Source organism: Paenibacillus sp. 23TSA30-6, assembly GCF_014858585.1.
Taxonomy (GTDB): Bacteria; Bacillota; Bacilli; order Paenibacillales; family Paenibacillaceae; genus Paenibacillus.
The window spans coordinates 17,077-41,598 of record NZ_SLTL01000015.1 but is presented as its reverse complement, the minus strand read 5'-3'; the positions used below and the strand labels follow the sequence as shown (position 1 = coordinate 41,598).

General features: G+C 46.6%; 23 protein-coding genes, 2 pseudogenes and 1 riboswitch. Of the genes and pseudogenes, 7 read left to right on the top strand and 18 right to left on the bottom strand.

What is annotated here, in order from left to right; all coding sequences use genetic code 11:
• The 5 genes from E0698_RS15080 to E0698_RS15060 all read right to left on the bottom strand — a co-directional run bounded on the left by E0698_RS15080 (nt 1) and on the right by E0698_RS15060 (nt 4,688).
• Nucleotides 1–801, bottom strand: a complete 801-nt coding sequence (locus E0698_RS15080; protein WP_192512085.1) for an ABC transporter permease — start codon at nt 799–801, stop codon at nt 1–3.
• Nucleotides 798–1,526 carry an ABC transporter ATP-binding protein gene (locus tag E0698_RS15075; RefSeq protein ID WP_044644303.1) on the bottom strand — a complete coding sequence of 243 codons (729 nt, stop codon included), beginning with the start codon at nt 1,524–1,526 and terminating at the stop codon, nt 798–800. The genes E0698_RS15080 and E0698_RS15075 overlap by 4 nt, the downstream gene beginning before the upstream one ends.
• A 170-nt stretch (nt 1,527–1,696) precedes the next feature.
• Nucleotides 1,697–1,873 (bottom strand): gallidermin/nisin family lantibiotic, encoded by a 177-nt coding sequence (locus E0698_RS15070; protein ID WP_134912015.1) that lies wholly within the window; start codon nt 1,871–1,873, stop codon nt 1,697–1,699.
• A 462-nt stretch (nt 1,874–2,335) separates the two neighbouring features.
• Complete coding sequence (gene abc-f, locus E0698_RS15065; RefSeq protein ID WP_192512084.1) at nt 2,336–4,438, bottom strand: ribosomal protection-like ABC-F family protein; 2,103 nt, start codon at nt 4,436–4,438, stop codon at nt 2,336–2,338.
• Between the two features lie 106 nt (nt 4,439–4,544).
• A complete protein-coding gene (locus E0698_RS15060; protein WP_179085895.1) occupies nt 4,545–4,688 on the bottom strand; it encodes an RAxF-45 family protein in 144 nt (47 codons plus the stop codon).
• Nucleotides 4,689–4,877: 189 nt separating this feature from the next.
• Here E0698_RS15060 and E0698_RS15055 point away from each other — a divergent pair, with 189 nt between their 5' ends.
• On the top strand, nt 4,878–6,296 hold the full coding sequence (locus E0698_RS15055) for an AAA family ATPase (RefSeq protein WP_192512083.1): 1,419 nt from the start codon (nt 4,878–4,880) through the stop codon (nt 6,294–6,296).
• Nucleotides 6,289–7,005: a hypothetical protein gene (locus E0698_RS15050; RefSeq protein ID WP_192512082.1), complete on the top strand. Its 717-nt coding sequence runs from the start codon at nt 6,289–6,291 to the stop codon at nt 7,003–7,005. Before E0698_RS15055 ends, E0698_RS15050 begins: the two co-directional genes overlap by 8 nt.
• 123 nt (nt 7,006–7,128) lie before the next feature.
• Here E0698_RS15050 and E0698_RS15045 read toward each other — a convergent pair.
• The 6 genes and pseudogenes from E0698_RS15045 to E0698_RS15020 form a co-directional block, all read right to left on the bottom strand.
• Nucleotides 7,129–8,291: pseudogene (locus E0698_RS15045) on the bottom strand (MFS transporter).
• 68 nt (nt 8,292–8,359) lie between these two features.
• Nucleotides 8,360–8,459: riboswitch (purine riboswitch) on the bottom strand.
• 56 nt (nt 8,460–8,515) lie between these two features.
• Nucleotides 8,516–9,475 (bottom strand): acetylxylan esterase, encoded by a 960-nt coding sequence (locus E0698_RS15040; protein ID WP_192512081.1) that lies wholly within the window; start codon nt 9,473–9,475, stop codon nt 8,516–8,518.
• 12 nt (nt 9,476–9,487) lie between these two features.
• Nucleotides 9,488–10,537: a glycoside hydrolase family 130 protein gene (locus tag E0698_RS15035; RefSeq protein WP_134912011.1), complete on the bottom strand. Its 1,050-nt coding sequence runs from the start codon at nt 10,535–10,537 to the stop codon at nt 9,488–9,490.
• 45 nt (nt 10,538–10,582) lie between these two features.
• A pseudogene (locus tag E0698_RS15030) lies at nt 10,583–11,098 on the bottom strand (carbohydrate ABC transporter permease); the annotation flags it as partial.
• A gap of 47 nt (nt 11,099–11,145) precedes the next feature.
• A complete protein-coding gene (locus E0698_RS15025) occupies nt 11,146–12,030 on the bottom strand; it encodes a carbohydrate ABC transporter permease (RefSeq protein WP_149094265.1) in 885 nt (294 codons plus the stop codon).
• Nucleotides 12,031–12,097: 67 nt separating this feature from the next.
• Entirely contained in the window at nt 12,098–13,420 is a 1,323-nt protein-coding gene (locus tag E0698_RS15020) for an ABC transporter substrate-binding protein (protein WP_192512080.1), read from the bottom strand.
• 321 nt (nt 13,421–13,741) lie between these two features.
• Here E0698_RS15020 and E0698_RS15015 point away from each other — a divergent pair, with 321 nt between their 5' ends.
• The 3 genes from E0698_RS15015 to E0698_RS15005 all read left to right on the top strand — a co-directional run bounded on the left by E0698_RS15015 (nt 13,742) and on the right by E0698_RS15005 (nt 17,337).
• Nucleotides 13,742–14,917, top strand: a complete 1,176-nt coding sequence (locus E0698_RS15015) for an AGE family epimerase/isomerase (protein ID WP_192512079.1) — start codon at nt 13,742–13,744, stop codon at nt 14,915–14,917.
• Nucleotides 14,914–16,098, top strand: coding sequence for a glycoside hydrolase family 130 protein (locus tag E0698_RS15010; protein ID WP_192512078.1), 1,185 nt, complete (start codon nt 14,914–14,916; stop codon nt 16,096–16,098). Before E0698_RS15015 ends, E0698_RS15010 begins: the two co-directional genes overlap by 4 nt.
• 225 nt (nt 16,099–16,323) lie before the next feature.
• Nucleotides 16,324–17,337, top strand: a complete 1,014-nt coding sequence (locus E0698_RS15005; protein WP_134912006.1) for a substrate-binding domain-containing protein — start codon at nt 16,324–16,326, stop codon at nt 17,335–17,337.
• Nucleotides 17,338–17,465: 128 nt separating this feature from the next.
• Here E0698_RS15005 and E0698_RS15000 read toward each other — a convergent pair whose 3' ends face one another.
• The 3 genes from E0698_RS15000 to E0698_RS14990 form a co-directional block, all read right to left on the bottom strand.
• On the bottom strand, nt 17,466–17,678 hold the full coding sequence (locus tag E0698_RS15000) for a cold-shock protein (RefSeq protein WP_044644293.1): 213 nt from the start codon (nt 17,676–17,678) through the stop codon (nt 17,466–17,468).
• Nucleotides 17,679–17,783: 105 nt separating this feature from the next.
• Nucleotides 17,784–17,984 (bottom strand): cold-shock protein, encoded by a 201-nt coding sequence (locus tag E0698_RS14995; protein WP_044644292.1) that lies wholly within the window; start codon nt 17,982–17,984, stop codon nt 17,784–17,786.
• A 73-nt stretch (nt 17,985–18,057) separates the two neighbouring features.
• On the bottom strand, nt 18,058–18,573 hold the full coding sequence (locus E0698_RS14990) for a DUF2179 domain-containing protein (protein ID WP_025683910.1): 516 nt from the start codon (nt 18,571–18,573) through the stop codon (nt 18,058–18,060).
• 154 nt (nt 18,574–18,727) lie between these two features.
• On the opposite strand from E0698_RS14990, the gene E0698_RS14985 reads away from it, so the two are divergent.
• Both E0698_RS14985 and E0698_RS14980 read left to right on the top strand, forming a co-directional pair.
• Nucleotides 18,728–18,904, top strand: a complete 177-nt coding sequence (locus E0698_RS14985; protein WP_068939077.1) for a CsbD family protein — start codon at nt 18,728–18,730, stop codon at nt 18,902–18,904.
• 254 nt (nt 18,905–19,158) lie between these two features.
• Nucleotides 19,159–20,202 (top strand): stalk domain-containing protein, encoded by a 1,044-nt coding sequence (locus E0698_RS14980; RefSeq protein ID WP_192512077.1) that lies wholly within the window; start codon nt 19,159–19,161, stop codon nt 20,200–20,202.
• Nucleotides 20,203–20,286: 84 nt separating this feature from the next.
• On the opposite strand, the gene E0698_RS14975 is transcribed toward E0698_RS14980, so the two are convergent.
• From E0698_RS14975 to E0698_RS14960, 4 genes are all read right to left on the bottom strand, one after another.
• Nucleotides 20,287–21,084: a copper amine oxidase N-terminal domain-containing protein gene (locus E0698_RS14975; protein ID WP_192512076.1), complete on the bottom strand. Its 798-nt coding sequence runs from the start codon at nt 21,082–21,084 to the stop codon at nt 20,287–20,289.
• A 194-nt stretch (nt 21,085–21,278) separates the two neighbouring features.
• The gene (locus E0698_RS14970) at nt 21,279–22,460 is read right to left on the bottom strand and encodes an NAD(P)/FAD-dependent oxidoreductase (protein ID WP_192512075.1); all 1,182 of its coding nucleotides are present in this window, start codon (nt 22,458–22,460) and stop codon (nt 21,279–21,281) included.
• 27 nt (nt 22,461–22,487) lie between these two features.
• Nucleotides 22,488–22,919 (bottom strand): DUF1641 domain-containing protein, encoded by a 432-nt coding sequence (locus E0698_RS14965; RefSeq protein WP_192512074.1) that lies wholly within the window; start codon nt 22,917–22,919, stop codon nt 22,488–22,490.
• A gap of 570 nt (nt 22,920–23,489) precedes the next feature.
• Complete coding sequence (locus tag E0698_RS14960; RefSeq protein WP_149094273.1) at nt 23,490–24,299, bottom strand: HNH endonuclease; 810 nt, start codon at nt 24,297–24,299, stop codon at nt 23,490–23,492.
• Nucleotides 24,300–24,522: the final 223 nt, after the last annotated feature.

Here is a 24,522-nt window from a genome sequence, read left to right as displayed (position 1 = left end):
CTAATACAAATAATCACCGGCAGCAAAACGACGGTATGCGGCCCACGTAAAAAAGATTAAATAAAAAGCGACAACTGTGGTAATCGCCCCATTCACAGACCCATTTCCCTCCAGCGATCCATCCAGCCCTGTATATTGCATATAAGGAATAAGCAAAAAAGCAATGACATCGTGTAAATATGAAGTATGAGGGGCAAGGGAAGCTAATTTTAGGTATAATCCATCAAACAGCAAGGCACCCAGATTGTAAGTCATACAGGCACCAATCGCATACGTTACACTTTTGCTGCACATAGCAATAAAGGAATAGAGGGAGCTTATAGCGAGTAGCGAAGCAAACGCCCAACCGTAATATTCGAATACATAGATCCATTTATTCCCTAGAAAACTAGTTTCACCTAGATCGTATGAGGATCTCCATACTTCAACGATCACCTGCGAGGATACCGCAAAAACCACTAGAAGAAGCAAAATAGAGATGTTAACCACGAATAGCTTGCTCCAAAATATCTGGCCACGGGTAAATCGACGCATAAATAGCAAACGCATCTGCCCACTCCGAAATTCTTCTGTATACACAGCAGCAACCAAGGCAGCTACGGCAATATTGCATACTAAATACAAATTTTCACGCAAGCCTGTAACCATAAAGCTTTTAGATAATACCTCCATAGGAACCTTCATAATGCGTAGAAAATATCCCCCTGTAGAATAAGCCAACACAGGTGTACATAAAATCAGGAGCCAGAACCATTTCCTTTTCCACAATCTTTCAAACTCGCTGTAAATGAGTAGCTTCATAGTCCCATAAGCCCTATAAAGGCATCCTCCAGCCGTTGACCTTCCTCAACCAGTTGATCAGCAGGCCCCTTCCAAACTAGCGTTCCCTCTTTGATGACAATCAGCTCGTCACACATTTGCTGCAATTCATCCAGCAGATGACTGGAGATAAAAAAAGCATAATTCGCTGAATCGCGCAAACGAAGAATAATATCTCTCAGCTCTCGCATTCCCATAGGATCAAGACCATTGGATGGCTCATCAAGCAGAAGGAGCTCCGGGCTACCCAGCATAGATTGGGCAATACCGAGCCGCTGCTTCATCCCCAGAGAATAAGCTTTGACCTTGTCATCTCCCCGCGATTCCAGTCCCACCCTTTTTAGTAGCTCCTCAATATGATTCTCCCGATCCGAAGATTTAATTTCCATGTGCAGCCGAGACAAATTACGCAATACCTGTCTGCCTGTCATATAATCAAAAAAGACCGGGGATTCAATGATAGCGCCTACTTTAGACAACGCCTTTTCCCGGTCCGTCTGCACATCGTAAGAGGCAATCCTTACAAAGCCGCTAGTTGGCTGCATGAGTCCTGTCATAATCCGCATCATCGTCGTTTTCCCGGCTCCATTCGGTCCGATGAAACCATATATCTTCCCTCTTTCAAGCTCGAAGGAAATGTTATTTAACAAATCTCGTTTCCCCATTTTTTTGGTTACCTGCTGGACTTCCAATAAGGCATCAGACATACGTTTTCCTCCATTACCAAACCGATATAAAGGATGTTTCCAACCGTTTCACAGCTGAAAAATCCATGTTTTTTTCAAGGAAGAAGAAGGGATTTCTAGGTCCCTTCTTCTTTTGCTTGATTATTAATATACAATAGCCATTCATTATTTTTATAAAGGCAACACTTGGATTAACAAAGTGAACCGACGTTGGTAAAGCATTTGTTTCCGCAGGTTGCAACACAACTGGCAGCTGTTTTGCCGCTACCGCATCCGCTAGAACATGCCACAATGCTCAATACTTGAGGTTCCACAGAACCTTGAGATTTGTTTACTTGAACATCCAGATCAAATAAATTGTCAGCCATTGCATTCTCCCCCTTTCGTTTTTAGTCGTACCCTTCATTTTCAACGAGCTGCCAAAAATTCGCCCGTCGAATGATTTTCCTTCTTTACAACGTAAAGAAGGATTTATATGAACAACACCCCGACCAGATCGTCACCCACTCGAAATATTGCCATATACTACGTGGACAATTTATATGTATGTTCTTTGTTGGCAACCAAAACTTCTTTTAACAAGGTTGTATAATATCTCTATAGACACAAGAATATCACATGTTGCAAAATGAAAAAGGTATATACCAAATGCATGAATATAATTTATAAATATTCATTTATATTAATATATGGCTATTAATTATCATTCGGTGTTTCTATAAACCGTACCCAAATAGCCCCGCGGCGAACGTTCTACCTCAGGGCTATGCTTTGTATAAAATTATACCTTTGTTGCTCTAGCAATGCTCATCCAGTGACCATCCCGCCACCTACGCCAGTTCAATCCACTCGCCGAGCAGCGTGTCCAGCTCCGCTTGCAGCCGCTCACGCGCATCCCACAGCTCCGCCATATGCGACGTGTCGTCGCTCGCGCCGAGCTGCTCCAGCTCGGCATCCGCCGCCGCCAATTCCGCTTCCTTGGCGGCAATCGCCCGCTCCAGCCGCTCGCTGGATACGGCGGACGTGCGGGACGGCTTCGCGGCCTTCGCTCCGCGTGCCCCCGTGCCAGCGGACGACCCGCCACCTGCGGCGGGCGAGTCCAAACGGCCTGCCGCACCCGAACGCGTGCGGCTCGCATCGGCCTCGGCAGGCGCTCCTGTCCGCGCAGCCGAAGCCGTTCTGTTGCTGGCTGCACTGGCAGATGCAGCCCCGCCCAAGCCTGAGCCGCCACCTGATGTGGCTCTGCTTCCGGATGCCGTGAGCCCCCCGGCATCTCCTGTGCTCAGGAAGCGGGCGTGTTCCAGCTCCCGCTTCTTCGCCCGGTATTCATCGAAGCCGCCCAGATAAGAGGCCAGCTTTCCGTCCTCCAGCTCCCAGACACGCCTGGCCAGCTTATTCACAAAATAACGGTCGTGCGAAATCGCCAGCACGGTTCCTGTGTAACTGTCCAGCGCTTCCTCCAGCGCCTCACGTGAGTCGATGTCCAAATGGTTGGTCGGCTCATCCAGCACCAGCAAGTTCGGCTTTTTCATGACCAGCAACGCCAGCCGCAAGCGAGACCACTCACCACCGGACAGCATGCTAACAGGCTTAAACACATCTGCTCTGTAGAACAAATACTTCGCCAGCAGCCCGCGCGCCTCGCCTTCCTCGACACCCGCTTCTTCCTTGAAGTACACAAGCACGGTCGCACGGCTGTCCCGCTCTCTTTCCTGCTGCGCCAAATATCCATACTCCACGCGTGCGCCCCATTGCACCATGCCTGCATCGGCACTCTCCTGACCGAGCAGCAGCTTGAGCAGTGTCGTTTTTCCCGAACCGTTATCTCCCAGCAGAGCGACCTTTTCGCCGAATTCCAGACTTCCTGTAGCACCGTTTAATATCTGGCGCTCCCCGTAGGCTTTGGCCATTTCTTCGAAATGCAGCACCCGCCGGCCCGAACGGTCCTCCAGCCTCAAATTAAACTCAGCCCCTTGCGGGTCCAGTACAGGCCGCTTCACCAGTTCCATGCGCTCTAATGCCTTACGGATCGAGTTCGCTTTTTTAAAAAACTTTTCGTTATCCCCATTGCGTCCCCACTCTTCAAAACGCCGAATGGCCTCTTTCATCTTCTTGATCCGCTTTTGCTGTTCCTTGTAGTCCTCGAATTGCAGCAGCAGCCGTTCTTCCTTCTCCTTGACGTAGCCACTGTAATTCGTATAGTACGTAAACGCCTCGCCATCCTCCAGCTCAATCATCTTGACGGCAACGCGATCCAGAAAATAACGATCATGGGATACAACCACACACGCGCCCATATAGCCTTGCAAAAATTGCTCCAGCCATTCCAGACCTTTTAAATCCAAATGGTTGGTCGGCTCATCCAGCAGCAACAGATCCGGTCGTCCAATCAACTGGGACGCGAGTGAAATTTTCGTTTTCTCTCCGCCGGACAACGAACCAAAGCTGCGCGTATACATGGCTTTGGGGATACGCAGCCCGTCGGCTACCTGATCGATATTCGCATCCATTTCATAGCCGCCGCTTCGCTCAAACCGTTCCTGCAAGGCGGCATACGATTGCAGCAGCTTCTCCAAACGATCTGCATCCGCAGCTACTACCGGATCGGACATTTCACGCTCCAGCTCGCTCATCTGATTACGGCAATCCTTCAGCTCACGATAGGCGTAAGCCAGCGTTTCGTACACGCTCAAGTGTTCAAACTCCGCCGGGATTTGCGGCAAATAGCCGATTTTCGTATCCTTGGCGATGACGAGCTGCCCTTCATCCGGTCGGGATAAACGCGCAATAAGGCGTAGCAGGGTGGTTTTGCCGCTTCCGTTGCGGCCGATGAGCCCCACCTTTTCCCCCGTATGAATATCAAACGATGCACCGTCCAGAATCAGATTGGCACCGTGGTATTTTTTCAATTGTTGACCGTTCACAATATACATGTCTAGGCTCTCCTTTATTTAGGAAGACCCTTACCCGCGCAACACAAAAAGAGCCGCAGGAGCTAGTAGCCCGCGACTCTTTGGATGATACAGCAATCCGTTCGAGTTAAGGTAGGCGTCTTCTCGCGATGTTTACAACCGTATGATTAAAATTGGACAGACTTCTCCCGTTGGATGGAAAAGCATGCACAATGCCAGCCATAGCAATCGGCAGCTGGCTAATACGGTTGTTCAGCATCTCGTGATTCACCTACCTCACCTCCTTCTTCATAATTGTGTGTAGTATAGCATATTTTCTCGCCTTATAAAAGAGGGGAATGCCTCAAGTATTTTCATAAGAAAAATATATGTTTTCAGTTTATTTATCGTTCATTTTGGCATATAATATTCTATATATAAAAATAATAATCAAAAAAAATGAGGTTTAGGAGACAAAATAATGAATATTAGAGTAAGGATATCCGATTTAGAAGCCAAAAACTTCAAAAATATAATTGATGGTAAAATATCCTTCCCTAGTTCAAAAACTCAATCGTTCAGTAATGCAGACGTTTTAGGTATATATGGGCAAAATGGTTCTGGTAAAACGGCTATTGTCGAAATATTTGAAATTCTCCGTGCTTTATTAAATGGCGACAGATTAAAAAAAGAGTATGCCCGTTTGATTTATCAGGACAGTGACTCTGCAAGTTTAAATTTTACTTTTATGATTAAGTTAAATGATAAATTATTCGAAGTTCTCTACAATTTAGAGCTTACTAAATTTACTAATGAGAATTTTGAAAATCCTGATTTGGAAAACATCTCTTCAGAAATCTCAATACATGTATCCAAAGAAGAGATTAAGTATAAAGAAATTAAAAAAGGATCTAGACCTAAAACTGCTATCCAGTTCTCCAGAAGCAACGATGAGGATTATTCGGTAGGCCCCCAGACCATCTATAAGAAAATCAAGTTAAACAAGAGCGATTCTTTTGTTCTTTATAAAGTCAATTCCCAACTAGCTTTTAAAGAGTATACGTCCTTCTTTTTTAGAAAAGAAGGAATGGAACTAGTCAAAACAATACTTGATCAGGAAGCCTTTGAACTATTCCGTATTTTGAAAGAGAATTTCGCAAATAATCTATTTGTCCTGAATAACCAACAATCTAGTCTTACTCTTGCTAATATTTTAATACCTGTACATTATAAGCGGCAAGATGTGAACACCGGAGAAACTAGTTACAGTATTATGATATTCCCGAGTAATGAACCTAGAAAAATGGCGATTAAACTTTTTAATATGATGCATAGTATGTTTTCATCAATTAGTAAGGTCTTGAAAGAAATTATACCAGGATTAACTGTAGAACTAAGACCTTTGGGTGAGGAAACATTAAAAGATGGGGTTCGTGGTATGAGGGCTGAACTTGTCTCCGTTAGAGAAAACAAAGTATTGCCCATTGCCTGTGAATCTGATGGAATCAAAAAATTAATTTCAATTCTTAGTTCATTAATTGTCATGTACAATGACCCAAATGCTTGTATTATTATTGACGAACTGGACGCAGGGATATTTGAATATCTTTTAGGAGAGATCGTTAAAATACTAAACGACAGCGGAAAAGGACAATTGTTATTTACTTCTCACAATTTACGTTTATTAGAGGTTTTAAACAAAGATAACTTAGTCTTCACGTCCACAAACCCAGAAAATCGTTTCATCCATTTGAAAGGCATTAAAGATACCAATAACATCAGGGATGTTTATTTTAGAGCAATTCAACTCGGAAATGATGATGAGTCAGTTTATGAAGTTACAGATAGATACTCCATAATGGATGCCTTTGAAGAAGCAGGTGAATGGAATCATGGCTAGGAAAAGGGCAGTAATCATAATCGTCGAAGGCGTTTCGGATGAACGAGCGCTTTCTACAATCACCAAATATGCCAAAGAACTATTTGATGTACATATTCATTTTTCAAACGGAGATATTTTCACCAGAGCATCCAATAAAGGTGCAAAGGCCGTCGTTGGGGACGAAATTCAGAAAGTGATGAATGAAACAAAATACACTAAAAAGGATATCTTGGCTGTCATCCAAATTACAGATACAGATGGAACTTTCATTAAAGATGATTCAGTCATCGTAGATCACACTTTGGATAGGAAATTACTGTATCTAAGTGATTCTATAAAAGTATCTGAGCCACATAAAGCCTTAGAAATCAGAAGAAGGAACAAAAATAAAGCTCATAGTTTAAAAACAATGTATTCCGCAACAACGATCAAAAAAGATATTCCTTACTACTTATTATATTTCTCTTGCAATCTGGATCATATTATTCATGATGAAAGAAATCTAGAAGAAGAATATAAAACCTCAAAAGCCAGGACATTCAGTGGCAAATTCAAGAATAAGCCTGATGATTTTTTGAATTTTTTTAAGGATAACAGTTTTGTGGTAACTGGTACCTTAAAAGAAACTTGGGATTTTATACAGGATGGTCATCATTCATTGGGGAGATATACTAACTTTCATATCATTTTCGATATCTTGAACACCCTAACCAATAAAAAGGAGTAGTATTCAATAATTTCACTTTCCATTTACGACCTCATATGTCTAAATTCAGAAAAAAAATAAAGTCCTATGCTCCTTGGGAGGAGCCTGGGACTCATAGAAAAATAACATCTAATCCAAAGCGCTCTAATTCCTAAGCGCTTGCGATGCTCCGCTTCTCGTAATCGAAAATACGCCGCATACAAAAGCGACAATAACAAAGGCACCGCCCACCCAGGCATTCGTGGCAACCGATTCACTGTTCTCAATCACCGCACCGCCCAAAGCTGAGCCGAGGGCAATCCCGATCTGGAGAGCGGAGAAATTGAAGCTTTGCTGAATACTACCTGATTCGGGGGCATTTTCGATGAGATAGCTCTGCATCGGCGGAGACAAGGCCCAACTTAATATACCCCAGATGATCAGCAACGGCGCAAATACATACATCGAGTGAACCGAGAATGGCAGCAAGAACATCACGGCGATAAATACGCCCACAATGATCAAAATACTTTTCGCTGTGCCAAAACGATCCGCCAAAGAGCCGCCAATAAAACCACCCCCAACAGCCGAAAGTCCAAATACAAAATAGGCTACACTAATCCACGATGCGTTCAAGCCCATCATATTCTCCATAAATGGAGTGAAATACGCATACAGTGTGTAATGACCGCCAATGTTAGCGTAGTCACCAGATGCGCACTAATCACCTTCACATTTTTCAAGGATTTCAGTTGCTCGCGCATCGGCACGACATGTTCCGTCGGAATCCGCTCCATAAACAAGTTCATGACGATCATAGCAACTACCGTCAACACGGCGATAATCAGGAACAGCACCCGCCAGCCAAACGCATTTCCAATCAGCACCCCGGCTGGAATACCAAGCACGATGGACGAGCTGACCCCCATGGAGATCACACCGAGAACCCGGGCCTGATAAGCCTTGGACACCACTTTGACGGCAATCGTCAGCGATAGCGTCACAATCAGCGATCCACTTGCGGCGGTAACGATACGGGATATAAATAAGACTGCATAATTCGGACTCCAGAAGGCCAACAGGCTTCCCAGAATAAAAATAAACATCGACCATAAATACAGTCGTTTTCGTTCAATTTTGGCAGTCAGCGCCAATAAAGTCGGCCCGGCGATGGCGTATACGAGCGCGTAGATCATAATAAGCTGTCCCGCCGTGCTTACGGAGACATTCAAATCCTGCGCAATCTGGGGCAGAACACCACCGATAATTAACTCCACCAGCCCGACCGTAAAGGTCGCAATCGTTAAGATAACTACTTTAAAGTTCATTACATAAGCTCCTTTGCTATCATGTAAATCCCTCGATATACGCAAAAAAATCCTGACCACAAGAAATGTACAAGACGCACATTTTTTGTAATCAGGATTTATCGGTTCCTGGTAGAGACCCTCAAACCATATTATTGAGGTTATACAAATGGGACATTCATTGATCACGCATCACGAAGGTTATAGACATTACTATAAAGGAGCCTAACCCGAAGTTCAACCCCTTAAAGCTGTAAAAATTCACTCATAGCACGATCCGATAGATACGGTAAGTATTCATGGCCGTATTCGTGATACAGGAGCATTTCCTTGTCCGATACGATTTTATTGTACACCGCATACTGCGTGGAAGGCGGGCAAACCGTATCCGACAGCCCCGTCACAAATAGCACCCGACCACAAATACGATCTGCCAAATGTTGAATGTCGATGTAGCCTAGTCGGTGAAATAACTCTTCCTCGCGCACATGGTTCGGATCGAACCAGCGAAAATAATACACCAGCTCCTCATATGCGGATGTGGTGGCATCCAGCGCCCAGGCTCTTTTATAGTCCGACAGGAACGGATATACCGGAACCGCTACACGCACACGTGGCTCCAATGCAGCACAGGCAACTGTCAATGCTCCCCCTTGGGAGCATCCGAACGCGCCGATTCGATCAGGGTCTACCTGCTCCATTGACATCAGAATGCGCACCGTCTGCACCGTATCCAGAAATACATTGCGGTAATAGAGCCGATCCGGGTCCGGGTCGTCGATTCCCCGGATGATATGCCCGCGAATCGTCGTTCCCTGAACCTGCAAGTTGTCCTCAGACAAACCGCCTTGCCCCCGACAGTCCAGAGCCAGCACGGTAAATCCATGTGCCGCATAGCTCACTTTATCGAACCAGTCGCCACTGTCACAGGAATATCCGTGAAACATCGCCAAAGCCGGACCTTTTTCTGTAAAATGCTTGGGTCGGACGAGCTTTCCATGAACCTTCGCTCCGCCTACTCCTGTAAAATACAGATGAAAGCACTCCACCAGCGGAGAGACAAAATCAGCTGGCTCCAGCGTATAATCCAGCGGCTGCCGCTCCAGCTCCTGTAGCGCCCGTTCCCAGTACGCATCAAAATCCGGCGGCTTCGGACTACTGCCCGTATACGACTGCAATTGCTGTAAAGACATATCCTCCGGCATTCAAGTCCCCTCCTACATCCGGCCCGACTCATGGTCGTCTGCGACCACTTCATCCGTTGCGATGACATACTTCATCATGTCGGATACTGTCGTGTATGCGACACCTACATACGTATCGGCGGCTCCATAATAAATTGCAATCCGTCCGGTGTCCGCATCATGCAACGTAGCACATGGGAACACTACGTTTGGCACAAAGCCACGTTCCTCATACCACTCTTCCGGGGTCAGCACGAAATTGGAGGAACGATATTTAACTTTAGACGGCTCATCCCGGTCAAGAACGACTACTCCCATGCTGTATACCAGCCCATTACACGTGCCCGTCACCCCGTGGTAGAACATCAGCCAACCATCGGTCGTCTCAATCGGAGCCGGCCCGCCGCCAATCTTCACCGATTGCCACCAGCCCTGTCCGCCCTTGCTCATCACATGACGGTGCTTGCCCCAGTACACCAGATCCGGACTTTCACTGAGAAAAATATCACCAAACGGCGTATGACCGCTATCGCTCGGACGGGATAGCAACACGTAGTTTCCGTTTAGTTTGCGGGGGAATAGCACACCGTTTCGATTAAACGGCAGGAACGGATTTTCCAATCGTACAAAGCTTTTAAAATCCTTCGTTTGCGCTATCCCTAACGCAGCACCGTAAAAATCTGTACACCAGATGATATAATACGTGTCCTCCACTCGGACCAGACGCGGATCGTAAGCATAATTGGGCTGGTAATCGTTCCCTTCCTCATCGACCAAATGCAAACGTTCCGTTTCAATGTCCCAAGCCAACCCGTCGTCACTCCAGCCCAGATGCAAATGCGGGCGTCCATTAATCGTTTCCGCCCGAAACACCCCCACAAACCGCCCCTCATACGGAGCTACTGCACTGTTGAAAATACGGGCAATGCCCGGCACCGGATTCCGTCCAATGACCGGATTCTCAGTATGTCTCCATACCGGAGCCTCACTGCCTTCAGGCTTATCTTGCCACGGCATTTCCGGCAGACTGTCTCCCACAATTCGTACGTTACCTACATCCAAATCCACATTCAATTTACTCATACATATGCTCTCCTCTCACCGAGACACTTGATTTTATCAATTTTTCTATTTCACTGAACCCTGTGCAAACCCGTTATAGATATATTTTTGTAATGCCAAAAATGCAATTAACGTCGGAATAATAGCAATGATTATACCCGCGCTGATCACTTCCCATTGCGAGCCATACGGCCCTTTAAACTTGAACAACGCCGTCGAAATGACCTGAAGGCTTGTTTTCGGCATATACAGAAACGGGGTGTAAAAATCGTTGTAAATATTAACCCCTTTGATAATAATGACCGTCACAATGGCGGGCTTGAGCAGGGGCAAAATAATGCGCCAGTAGATGGTCAGATAGGAGGCACCATCCAACATGGCCGATTCGTCCAGTGCCACCGCAATGGAATCCAGAAATTGCAGAAAAATATACACCGCAATAATATCGGTTCCCAAATACAGCAAAATAGCTGCCCAAGGCGTGTTAAACAGTTCCAACTTGTTGATAATCTGGAATGTCGATACCTGTGTCGTTACCCCCGGAATGAGGGTTGCGAGCAAAAACGCACCCAGCAAAAGCGCGGCATACTTGATGCTGTTCGCCAGCATTCTTTTTAACATATACACGGTTAATCCTCCTCTCCCCGAATCAGCAAACGTTGCAGCAGCGTAACCACGATCACAATCAGCAGCAAAATAACCGCCATCGCCGAGGCCAGACCGACCTTGCTGTACTTGAACGCCACGTCAATCGTCTGAATGACGAACGTTTTACTGCCATTGGAGCCGCCAGTCATAATATACGGAATATCGAATGCACTGATCGCACCGCTAATCGCCAAGATGAGATTCAGCTGCAAAATCCGCTTGATACTCGGCAAAATAATGTACCGAAACTGATGCCAGCGGTTGGCCCCGTCCATATCAGACGCTTCATACAGATCACTTGATATGGAGGAAATCGCACCGAGAAACACAATAAAGTTAAAGCCCATGTATCTCCAGATCGACGTGCCAGCCAGTGAAATATTAATAATCTCCGGGTTGCCCAGCCACAGCTTGATATACGAGCCCAGCCCCAGTGCCTGAAGTAGTGTATCCAGGGTTCCGTCCGGCTTGAAGAAGAATAGAAAAATAAAACCAATGGCCACCCCGTTCATCAGGGAAGGGAAAAATAAAATGCCCTTAAACACATTTTTAAACCAGGTTTGAAAGCTGAGAATGGTTGCAAAATAAAGGGCCAGCCCCATCTGTACAAACGTAGCGACAAAGTAATACAGACTGACCTTAAACACCGAGAAATACTCAGGGTCGGTAAAGATTTTGATATAGTTTTCAAAGCCCACATATTCCAGACGCTTACTATAGCCGTTCCAGTCCGAAAAGCTGTATTTGAACATATTGATCACTGGCAAGTACGCAAAAGTGATCAGCAGCGCCAGCGGAATAAATGAAAAGGCTGCAATAATCGCCAATCTTTGTTTGGAGTAGCTGAGATTCGAAAATTTAAACATGCTGCACCTCCTGGCTATCCGTCCATCGACTGCTACTTCGATCCTTTCTAATCGTCAGTTCAGATGACTATTTGGCTTCCTTCGCAGCCACTTCGGCACGCGCCTTCACCCATGCGTCGTTCAGATCCTTCATAATGGTGTCATATGATTCCGGGCGGTTACCAAGCGCTGCCTCAATAATGCGTTTCTTGAAGTCCGGCTGCCACAAACCGATTTCTCCCTTTGTGTCGATTTTATTGACAATCCCTTCCTGCCCTTTTGGCGAAGGAGTGAGCGTTTCAAAGACAACTCCCTGATCTCCGTATTGCTTCAAAATTTCAGGTAATTTTGCACCCTGTAGCGGACTGATGCTCCCCGCCTGCTCTACAGCATAGTTGGACTTGTCAGTAAACCAGTCCACCCAGGCACGGGCAGCTGCTTTATTTTCACTGTTTACGTTAATGCCGAGGTTGTAATCACCTGCCAGCGGAACAAGCACCTTGGAGGCATTTGTCGGAAACGGCATAAAGCCGATATCATCCTTGTTGGTGGCTGTGCTTTTGATCTGGTCAATGGCCCAAGAGCCAAGTACCATCGTACCGATTTTCCCTTGAGCCAGATCCGCCTTGGAGGTCTCCCAATCCGTGGTGGTTGGGTCTTTTTCGATCAGACCATTTTTAGCCGCATCGTACATGATCTTATACAACTCATAGTGAGGCTGACCCTTCGTAAAATTGTCGTCTGTACTCGGCTGTGTGACATTCACATATTCCTTCGTACCCGCCACTGTAGGCAAATCAGCTTCCCACTGGGTCAGTGCCCACCCGGAGGCATAGTTCGTAAACAGCGGCACTGCCTTGGTTTTGTCCTTAATCTGCTGTAGCGCTTTCAAAAATTGATCCGGGGTTTTAGGAAGTTGCGTGATCCCCGCATCCTTGAACACATTTTTGTTATAAATCACACCGGAATACGTCATTGCTACCGGAATACCGTAGACATTATTATCCACCATACGTTCTTCAATGCCGGTATACTTGCTCTTCATCTCCTCATAAGTGCCTAGCGGTTCGAAAAATTCGGGTAGTTCTGCAATGGGAATGCTGGTAGGAATAAGCAAAACATCTCCGTAATCCCTGGTGCCCATCCGAATTTTAATTTGGCTCTCATAATCGGCTAATGCCTGAAAATTGACCTTCACCTTCGGATAAAGCTTGTTAAATTCCTTGGCGTAATCCTGAAACACCGTATCCACAATGTCTGTCCGTTGTGTAATGACCGTGATTTCACCTTCCATATCCTTCGGATCAGAGCTGGCTGCTGGCGTATCTGATCCTTTTGGGGCACACCCTGCAAACAACCCCGCTAACAATAGCACCGATAGTAACGGCACCAAAACCTTGGACAACTTCATAAAACGACCCCTCCCGACTTTTTAAATAAGGTTATCGTTAAACTAACAAAATCATTTTATTATGATAACGCTTACTATGTCAATTTTATTATTTTGTGAATATATAAGCAGAGCTATAAAAGCTTCATAATGCAATATAATTTGGACAGTGCTTCCCACCCAGAGTAATAACGATAGCAGCATAGCTGATCTGAAACATAACCATTAGCCTTGGGGTAACGGTTATGAATCAGGAGAGTTGACAGGTTTGAAATACGTGATTATGATTTTAAATAAAGTTAACGATAACCTAATATAATTTACAAAGGAGGATTTTGCCTCTTGGACACGTTGCTACATGAGATCAGACAGGAATGGAAGGATCATATACTCCCGTTCTGGCTAAGGTTGAAGGATGAAGCGCACGGTGGATTTTATGGTGAGGTGGATGTCGATCTGCACATCCATACAAAGGCGAACAAGGGTGGAATTGCTACTGCCCGATTACTCTGGTCATTCTCGGCGGCAGCCCGTGTGGCCGGGGAACGCATCTATAAGGATGCCGCACGACACGCTTTCCTGTTCCTGCAAGAGCACCTGATAGACCCGGTATATGGAGGAATGTACTGGATGGCAGATCATACGGGCCGTCCTGCCGACACATGCAAGCACGTCTATGCTCAGGCATTCGCCATTTATGCCCTGTCCGAATATGCGCGGGCAACGGGCGACCCCGATGCACTGCCACTAGCTAAGGAGCTGTTTCACCTGCTGGAGCAAAAAGGATATGATCGCACCCGCCAAGCATATGGTGAACAATTTGACCGTATGTGGAACACACAGCCTAATGAGCTGCTCAGCGAAAACGGGGTTACTGCGCATATCACCATGAATACACATATTCATGTTCTGGAAGCGTATACCCAATTACTGCGCGTATGGCCGGATGAAAGCGTGCGAGATGCACTGGTGAATGTACTGGACATTTTATACAGTCGTGTTTACGATGCTTCCACCCGGCGGTTGGGGGTATTTTTCGACAGTGACTGGCGCCCTCTGCTCGACCTGACCTCGTACGGTCACGACATTGAAGCCAGTTGGCTGATTGAGGAAGCTATGAACGTACTGGGGCACCATCCCCTGGAATATGTAGACATGGTGGTGGATATCGCCCATGCGGTAGCCGAACGTGCTGTTCAGCCAGATGGTTCACTGATCAACGAACGGGAAGGCGATCGGGTAGACACCTCGCGTATATGGTGGGTACAGGCAGAAGGAATCGTCGGCTTTTACAATGCGTATCAACGAACACAGGACGAACGTTTCTTACAGATTGTACAGGATTTGTGGGCCTACACTCGGCAGTATATCGTAGATCCACGACCTGGAGGTGAATGGTTCTGGTCCGTTCAAGCGGATGGCAAGCCTGATCCAAAAGAAGTTGCAGGACCTTGGAAATGCCCTTATCACAATAGTCGATTTTGCATTGAAATGCTGGAAAGGATGGGAACGAAATGATTCATACTCAATACAATAAGCTGCTTGCGCAGCAAGAGGAACTGATTACACGCCCGAATGAGGTCAACACCACCTTTTACAATGGCATCTACGAACGCTACCGTCACCCTGTACTCACACGTCATCACGTCCCGCTGCACTGGCGGTTTGATTTGAACGAGCAGACGAACCCGTTTTTCATGGAGCGTCTGGGCGTGAATGCAGCGTTAAACCCGGGCGCGATCTATCATGAGGGCAAATATATACTGGTTTCCCGCACCGAGGGGCTGGATCGGAAATCGTTTTTTGCTCTGGCCGAGAGTGATAACGGTATTGACCAGTTCCGGTTCATCGATGCCCCATTGATATGGGACGATATCGACCCGGACGAAACGAACATGTACGATATGCGGTTGGTGAAGCATGAGGACGGCTGGATCTACGGTATTTATTGTTCGGAGAAAAAGGACCCTGACGCACCAGCACACGACACCTCCAGCGCTGTCGCTCAGGCAGGACTGGTCCGCACCCGCGATCTTCGCACATGGACCCGTCTACCGAATATCTCCACCCGATCACCGCAACAGCGTAACGTTGTCCTGCACCCCGAATTCGTGAACGGCCAATACGCCTTTTACACTCGTCCGCAGGATGGATTTATTTCCACTGGCTCGGGCGGCGGCATTGCCTTCGGTCTGTGCGAGGATATTACACAGCCTGTGATTGAAAGCGAAACAGTGATTGACGAACGCTGCTATCATACGGTGTACGAAGCCAAGAACGGGCAAGGGCCCGCTCCGATCAAGACCAGCCGCGGCTGGATTCATATCGCTCATGGCGTACGCAATACCGCCGCTGGTTTGCGATATGTGCTCTACACCTTTGCCACCAGCCTGGAGGACCCTTCGCGCGTCATCGCCAAGCCCGGCGGGCATTTTATAGCCCCCTATGATGAAGAGCGCGTCGGGGATGTCTCGAACGTTATTTTTTGCAATGGAGCAGTGGTTAACGAGCAAAATAAAGTCTTTATTTACTACGCCTCCAGTGATACCCGTATCCACGTGGCAACAACGACCGTCGCCCGCTTGGAGGACTACACGTTCAACACACCGCCTGACCCACTGCGTTCACTCGGCAGCGCCGCTATCCGCCGTGAGCTGATTCAGCGCAATGAGGCGCTGTTGCAAGCACGCCCTCATTAAGTCGCAAGCTTTATCCTGCATGCGGAACCATGTATACTATCCAGAGAACAACTGTTATCCGCAGGCTAATGGCTGTTCTCTGGGCAGCTATGCTGCTACTCTTTAGCTTTACAGGGCAGCTGCGCTGCTACTCTTTTCTTTAAAGGACAGCTATGCTGCTGATTTTTCTCGACAGGGCGGCTACGCTGATGTTGATCTTTTTTAAATTGGAAGGCGGAACAGGAAATGAAGAGCAACGTAACGATGCGGGATATTGCAGAAAAGCTGGGGGTTAGCAGCGTGACCGTGTCGAAGGCGCTCAATGACAAGGATGGAGTTAGCGATGAGCTAAAGGAGCGCATCAAGACGCTTGCGGGCGAAATGGGCTACCGTTTCAATACCGCTGCCAAGTCCATGAAGGAGGGCCTCACCTATAACATTGGTGTTGTCATTCCCGAGCGTTTTACCGGTCCCGGCCAATCGTTTTATCTGCACATCTATCAGCAAATTTCGCGGGAACTCGAGCAATACGGCTACTACGGCATTCTTCACATCCTCCATCGCGAGGACGAAGAACAGCTTAATCTGCCACGTATCTATTACGATCGCAAGGTGGATGGCTTCATTCTTCTGGGACAAGTGAGCAAGCCATATATTGAGCTAGTGCAGTCCATGGACCTGCCCAAAATGTTTCTTGATTTTTATGATGAGCATGCCGATATCGACTCCGTAGTAACCGATAATTTTTACGGAGCCTACGAGCTGACCAACTATTTGATCGCCCAGGGACACCGGGACATTGCATATGTGGGTAATCTCTACTCCACCAGTAGCATTCAGGACCGTTTCCTCGGCTACTATAAATCCTTGCTGGAGCACAGGCTGCCTCTGCGTAACGAGTGGGTACTCAGCGACCGGGACGACGAGGGTGTATACGTTGATATGGAGCTGCCTCAGCCACTGCCGACCGCCTTCGTATGCAACTGTGACCAGGTCGCGTACAACCTGGTGCAAAAGCTCATTGCTCTGGGATACCGCGTGCCTGAAGATTGCTCTGTTGTTGGCTTCGACAACGATGTATATGCCACCCTTATTGTTCCGCAGTTGACCACCGTCGGAGTGGACATTGAACAGATGGCCCGTACTGCCATTGAATCCATGATGAAAAAAATAAGCCATCCCGGCAGTCGTTTTGGCCGGGTCCTTGTACAAGGTCACATCGTGTATCGTGATTCCGTGCAGCGTATGGAGAGGCCGTGATCGATGTGTGCTTTGGACAATTGGCCTCTATTCTCAAAGCTTCACAACCAAAAGCCGCTCAGCATGTCGCTGGAGCGGCTTTTGATGTTCATAGATTCTACACACGTGGTCAACGTACGCGCCTTTACTCAGGAGCGTTGAGCCACAAAAGAATTGCCCGTTCGATTGAGAATCGGGAGCATCCGCGTTTCCTGTCCCATGGAGGCTTGGCAGAACGGACAAACCGGTTCGCTCAAAAAGGTGAAATCCGTCCGCATCCAGCCGTTGCAACCCTCGCTGGTACACGACCAAATCGCCGTATCTTCCTCTGGGATAATCTCCGGAGCCTGGCGCCTGTACATCTACATTCCCCCCTCGGTTTTATGGGGTAATCCCCTACATTAGAAGGGAGCCCCGCCCAACGAAGCGGCAAAGAGGCTCCTCTGATCAGCTCGTCCTGACCCGTTTTAGCTGGTCTTGGTGACATGCTCCGCCTGCGGCCCGCGCTGGCTTTCCACCACATTAAATTCCACATGCTGGCCTTCGTCCAGCGTCTTGAAGCCTTCACCGTCGATAGCACTGTAGTGGACAAAAATATCCTGGCCCTCTGTCTCGATAAAGCCGAAGCCTTTATCTGCATTGAACCATTTCACTGTTCCTGTTGGCATATTGTTAAATCCCTCCTGTGCGGGTATTAATATGCTCCATCCTCTGAAAAATATGCGTATTTTTCCAAAATGTTTACTTGCGGATCGCCTTGGTCCAGAAACCGCCATGAAACTGCTTCGGCTCCACTGTAATGACAAAGGCCTTGGGATCAATATCCAGAATGGATTGGTACAGCTTGTTCTGATTTTTCCGCTTAGCCAAAATTTCCATCACCAGCCGATCTCCATCCCGCCCACTGCCCAGCCATGCTGTAACACCGTACCCTTTGTCACGCAGCGCATTAGCGATACCTCCGTTGACCTCATTGCTGATCACCTTGACGGTTACGTAGCCGAGCGCTATTTTTTCCTCAATCCATGCTCCAATGAGAATACCAAGTGCATAGCCGATGGCATAAACCGCGAGACTTGCCACCTGGTCCAAATACTTAAGCACCATGTTCAGGCCCAGCACATAGATCGTAACTTCTACAGTGCTTATGAGCGCAGCAACGTACTTCTGTCCTTTCAGCGTCAAAATCATACGCAGTGTATACGCAGACACGTAAATAATTTGAATAACGAAAATAAATAACAAAATTTTAAGCATACGCCCACTCCCCATTTCACGTTCTGATTTGGCCTGTATCCATCATTATACCCTTGTATGTCGCACAGCTTTCCGTTTCGCATCACCCTCGCTCGGGTAAAGACTAACTACAGCATGCTGAATGAAATTTCGATCACATAAGGAGGGATATAACATGAAGGATAACGGAATCAGCGATAAAATCAAAGGTAATGTTAACAAAGCCAAAGGTGAAATCAAGGATCAAATCGGGAATGCCACGGATAATAAATCCCTTCAAGCCGAAGGTAAACTGGATAAGGCCAAAGGCCATCTTCAGGAAACAGCAGGCAAGCTGAAGGACGGCAAATAATTCTGATTTTTAATAACCTGACGCATTATTCCACCAACAAGTCTCGCTGTCTTGTACAGCGGGCTTGTTTTGTTTTGATCGTTGTTTTTGAAAAAACATTTATGTAATAGGGCAACTTTTATGGTTATTGTTGCGTCTATACAATATAAGCATAACCCACAATGACTCTTCCAACGTGTTGGATTTTGTAAGCATTAATGTTACTCTAGTCTATGAACCAAGCTATAATTCTTAATAAAGGGGTAGACCAACGAATGAAATCATTGAAATCCATGAAGAAGCCTGTCATTATCACTGCAGTATCCGCCTTGGCCATATCCGGAGCTCTTTTCAGCCAATCCACATTTGCCGCACAAGTGACTAAGCCGATCCAAGCAGTATATAACAATATTAAAATCATCTACAACGGAACTGAAGTTCCCTATGATGCCAAAACAGAACCATTCTTGCTGAATGGCGTGACGTACCTCCCCCTTAAGCTGGCAGGTACAGCTTTGGATAAAAAAGTAGATTGGGACGGTACCAACAAACGCGTAGTCATCGCTGACAAAGGCGTTCCCATTGATCAATCTACGGTTACAGCACTGAACAACCAGATCACAACACTGACTCAGGAGCTGAATACAGCCAAAGCAGCGAACACAACCAAAGACGCTACCATTGCCCAATTGCAAAAAGACAATCAGACACTAAAAGATGACGCAAGCAAAAACAGCTCTAGCCCCATGAAAGATCTTGAGCGTGATTTGAACGATGATCACAGGGATGACTACGATACGAATTCGGATATTGAGCTCAGTGGCAACAAAAACGATATTACGGTGACCATCGAAATGACAAAATCCAGATGGGAAGGTTTATCCAGCAGCAAACAAAGAACCTATCTGGAAGACATCGTTGAAGATATTTTGAAAGAGTATAAGGATGCCGAGGTTGATGGCACGGTTAAGAATTCCAGCAATAACGATAAATTAGCAAGCTTTACAACCAACAGTAGAGGCGATGTTACGATTAAAAAAGTATCTTCATCCTTCGATGCAAACAGTATCCAACGTGATTTATTCAACAGATACAGCAACTACGCCGGATACGGCTTTGATTTCAGCGTAAGAGGCGACAGCAGTAAAGCCGACGTGGATGTGTTTGTGGATCTGGATGATTGGAATAAAATGTCAAATTCACAAAAAAGCAACCTGACAGATGGCGTTACTAATTTTCTTAAAGACGAAGAGTCCATTGATAGAGTCAGTGGAACTATCCGCAACGAGGACAACCGCAACCTAATTACTAACTTCTAAGGTTAAATTAAAAAAACTAAGCGACAAAGGCTTCAAAGCCCTTGTCGCTTTTTTATTTATGATATACAAGCATCACGAATTCCATTATTGAATCAATCTGCCTACGGAAGTAATATATTTTATATAATCTTTATCCGCATCGGTTGTATCGATATTTTGGGTATAAATTAAATTACCGTGGCTGGTTATGTTAACTTTATAATTCATATTGAATTTAGAATAAGGATTTACACTATAGGTCCCTTTGCTATAAACAATCATAGGATTAAAGTCGATTTGGCTGGAAGCAGGTGATAAGCCGCTCTCGTACATAGCATAAATATCCAATATGCCTTTCTTGCGATCCCAATCAAAGGAAGTAAGATCAAACGCATTCGCGTCAATGACTTGGGCCAAGTCTTGTCCCTTAAATTTCATAAGAACTGGACTTTCCGTAAAGCTATCATGCCTTAGTTTCAATAAGCCACGCTTGGGATCCCACTCCATCTTCGCATCTGTATCTTTCAACAAAATGGATACCGGCAAAAACATCGCATTACTTTTCATGATGGGGACTGTATCCATTGTGACCGGCTCGCCGTTAACCGATATTTCGGGTGATCCGATCGTTGCCGTTACATTACGGCCCAACAGATCAACAGAAGCGGTTTTACTCGCTGCATTGTAAGTTACTTTACCACCCAGTATATCCTCAGCCGCTTTCAGCGGTATGAGTAGTCTGTCCTTTTTATCCAAGAAAGGTGATGCAGGGTAAGTATATAGAACGTAATGATCATTGACCTTCAGATGTATGGGGGTTTGAGCTTGAGCTGATGTCGAATTCGAGTGTGCAGTAGCAAAACTTAGTACAATCATAATACTGATTAATAACCTGATTTTCATAATGCCCTCCTAGTTATTTTTTTCGTAAGTAGTCTACTCCTACAAACATATCACGTCAACCATAATTTGAAATATATGTATAAATAAAGAACATATCTTTTTACACATCATGACATATAGAAGGTTCTATTACATAACAAAAAGAGAGCGCAGAAGCGCTCTCTTCGAATAAAGCATATAAAAAGTAAGGAATATTAATAGGCCAATGCAAAAAGTCCTTTGATGTGGGACAGGTAACGGATGTTACTGCCTTCCTTCATCAAAGTGGCTACAGCGCCTTTCAGTTGGGTGCCGTTCGCGCCTACCGTACCGATCGCGTCTGTTCTGCCCAAGCTGCCCAATGTACCGGAGAACACTGGGTTAAAGTTTTCCATTTTCGCTCCGTTGAAGTAAGCAAAAATGTTATAACCAACAGTTTCGCCCATTTGCCAAGCCAACTGTGCAGTTGGAGGGTATGGACGCTCGCCTTCACCAGGGAACACTACTGCGCTGTCGCCAGCGAGGAAGATATCTTCATGAGAAGTCGATTGCAGTGCACCGTTCACGGTTGCGCGGCCACGGTTCACTTCGATACCGGAAGCGCCAACCAGTGCGTTGCCTTGTACGCCGCCTGTCCAGATCAGGGTGTTCGTTTGGATCGAACGTCCGTCTTTGAGCAGAACTTCGTCGGCTTTCATTTCTGTAATCGGAACACCGGCTACGATTTGAACGCCACGTTTTTCAAGGCTTGTTACTGCACGATCAACCAGTGCTTGAGGGAAGCCTGCCAAAATAGATGGTCCAGCTTCTACGCAATACAGGTTAATATCTTCGTAGTTAATGCCTTTTTCACGACAAACCGCAGGCAGCTTGTCAGCATATTCGCCCACCAGCTCGACACCCGTCAGACCGCCACCACCGATAACGATTGTAGCGTCCGCTTTGTTGCCAGATTGCTTGTAAGCATCCAGACGAGCTTCTACGTGTGCGCGAATGCGGTTTGCTTCTGCCACTGATTTCAGCGTGAAGCTGTGTTCTTGCAGCCCCGGAATACCGAAGTAAGCCGTTTCGCTGCCCAGGGAAATAACGAGAGCATCATAGCTCAACGTAGCTCCACTGGTCAGGGATACTTTTTTATCGTCCGGTTTGATTTCCGAAACCGTATCCACTTTCAGGATAATATCTTTGTTACGCAGCAGTTTCTCCAAAGGAAGCGCAACAGCTTTTTCGGCAATTGTACCTGCCGCCAAACGGTGCAACTCCGTAATAATTTGGTGCGACGCAAAGCGGTTAACCACTGTAATGGTTGCTTGGCTAGCGTCCAGGTGCTGGCGTGCTGTCAGAGCGGCCAGCAATCCGCCGTATCCGCCACCCAAGATCAAAATTTGCTTCGACATGTCCATCCTCCGTTCTTGATCAGGTAATTATTTGCTCTCGCGTTGGCGCTCATTCAGAATTTCCAGGAAAGCCTGGCTGAAACGCAGCGTTTTTTGTACATTCGGATCTTTAAGCATTTTGAGCAGGCCAAACAGACCTACACTGCCGTCCGTAGTTTGTACACGATCATTTGCTTCAATTGCAGCAGAAGCCAAGCCTTTAGCCGAATCTGTAACAGGCTTCACAAACTCTCCCATGGAGCTTTTCATATCGCCGATAAATACAGGGTCGGTTGCCAAACTACGGGCTACATCATAAGCGTCGGTCATCAAAGTAACCATCTCAGTCAACTTGGGCAGATTCTCAACCAGTACGGTCAGCGATTGCTGAACCTCCGGTTTCATCAATTGGTCCAATACATCCCGAGACTCTTTAGTAGCTTCTTGTGTTACAGCCACCTCTTGTTGGTTTTCAGACATGCGTGAACGTCCTCCTTTACTGTGAAAATAGAAGTCCATTCCTTTCTCGTAACCTGTATCCATAAACTCTAGCAATAAAACGTTCATTGAATTCACGCCCTTAAACATGCAAGAAGCACAGCTAAAACCGGCCTATACCCTAAAGGGCAAGACTGATTTATCGCAGATGCCAATTGTATATTGCTCAGACGGTATTCTGTTGTTACTGCTGCGGAATATCCCACGAAGCGCTTCTCCGTGACTACAACAGGCCGAAACGGAACCCTATACCTCTATATTACACTGTTTACAATACAATCGTCGAAGAAATTTTAAATTTGCACAAATTTCTACAAAATTTTTATTGTTATTTTAGATAAAAATTAGAATAAGCTCGTTTTTTGTCCAATTTTCCGCAAAAAAAGGGTCATATCATAGCATGCAAGGGTAATAGAGAGAGTGAATCTCATATCGCGATCACATGAAAATCACCACAAAACATAGGAGGCCAATCCCGATACGTTCATCATTGATGCGCAGGACTCCCACGACGCGGGCGCTTGCGGTCTGATTCGCGGGAGTGCCCGGCTTTCATAGGGAGTCCTCAGGGGCATCGGAATCATCAGGAGAAGGCAACGGCACACCGGATTCGATGAATTCATCCAAATCGCGGGCTGCCTTGAACTGATTGCATTCGTTGCAAGCACATACACAATTGACGGGCGTAGTGTGTCCTCCTTTGGCACGAGGCAGCAAATGATCAATGGTATCACCATAACCCCCGCAGAAAAAGCAGGTATAGCGATCACGCTTGAGCACATATTGACGGAATTCCTTATTGCTGTAGAGTCTGCGGATGGTGTACGGATTAACAACCACTGCCATGCGCTCTCTAACCAGGGTAACCGCCAGATCAAATTCAATCTCCTGATGCCAACGTCTCCCCTGATCGGTTTTGCCCCTTAACCGAATCATGCCGTTACGGTTGAGCCGCAGAACCTTGGTATCCGCAGGCTTCAGCCTGCTGAGCAAATGTCGAACACGCTGCCGATGACGCTCACGGGCTTTATCCGTGACTGGCTTCCTGCGGGGCGGCTGAGGCTGCACATCAGGCTGTGTGGACGGCTCCATGCCTTGCACAGTTGCCTCATCCCCAGCGTCATGCGATGCCAGGGAAGCCGTGAGGGGCTTTGTTCCCTCGCCGGAAGGAGCGGACGCAGACGCACGTTCTTGCGCCGCTAGCCCCCGGCAGGAACGACAAGGACCACGCCGGGAATAAGGACCGGACCGGCGACCGGTTCTGCGCTGAAATTCCGTTAAAGGCTTCAGCTCCTGGCAATACGTACATTTTTTCATCAGCGGTTTACCCGCTTCGTTCCTGATTGACTGCGATTCCGTCATGTCCGCCCCTCCTTTCCCCGTTGCTCACGTTTACTGAATACTTGAAACCCGAACTTTTGCTAAGTTAAATTCATTCTACCGTTTTCACGTCCCCTTTTCTAGCCAATCGAATATATATACCTTCAAGGTATAACAAATTTTAATCATTTGGCATACGTTATACAGCGATCCCTGTTCTTCGTTCGGCAGCTTATTAACCGCCTGACGTTTAGCCCCCCTTGCT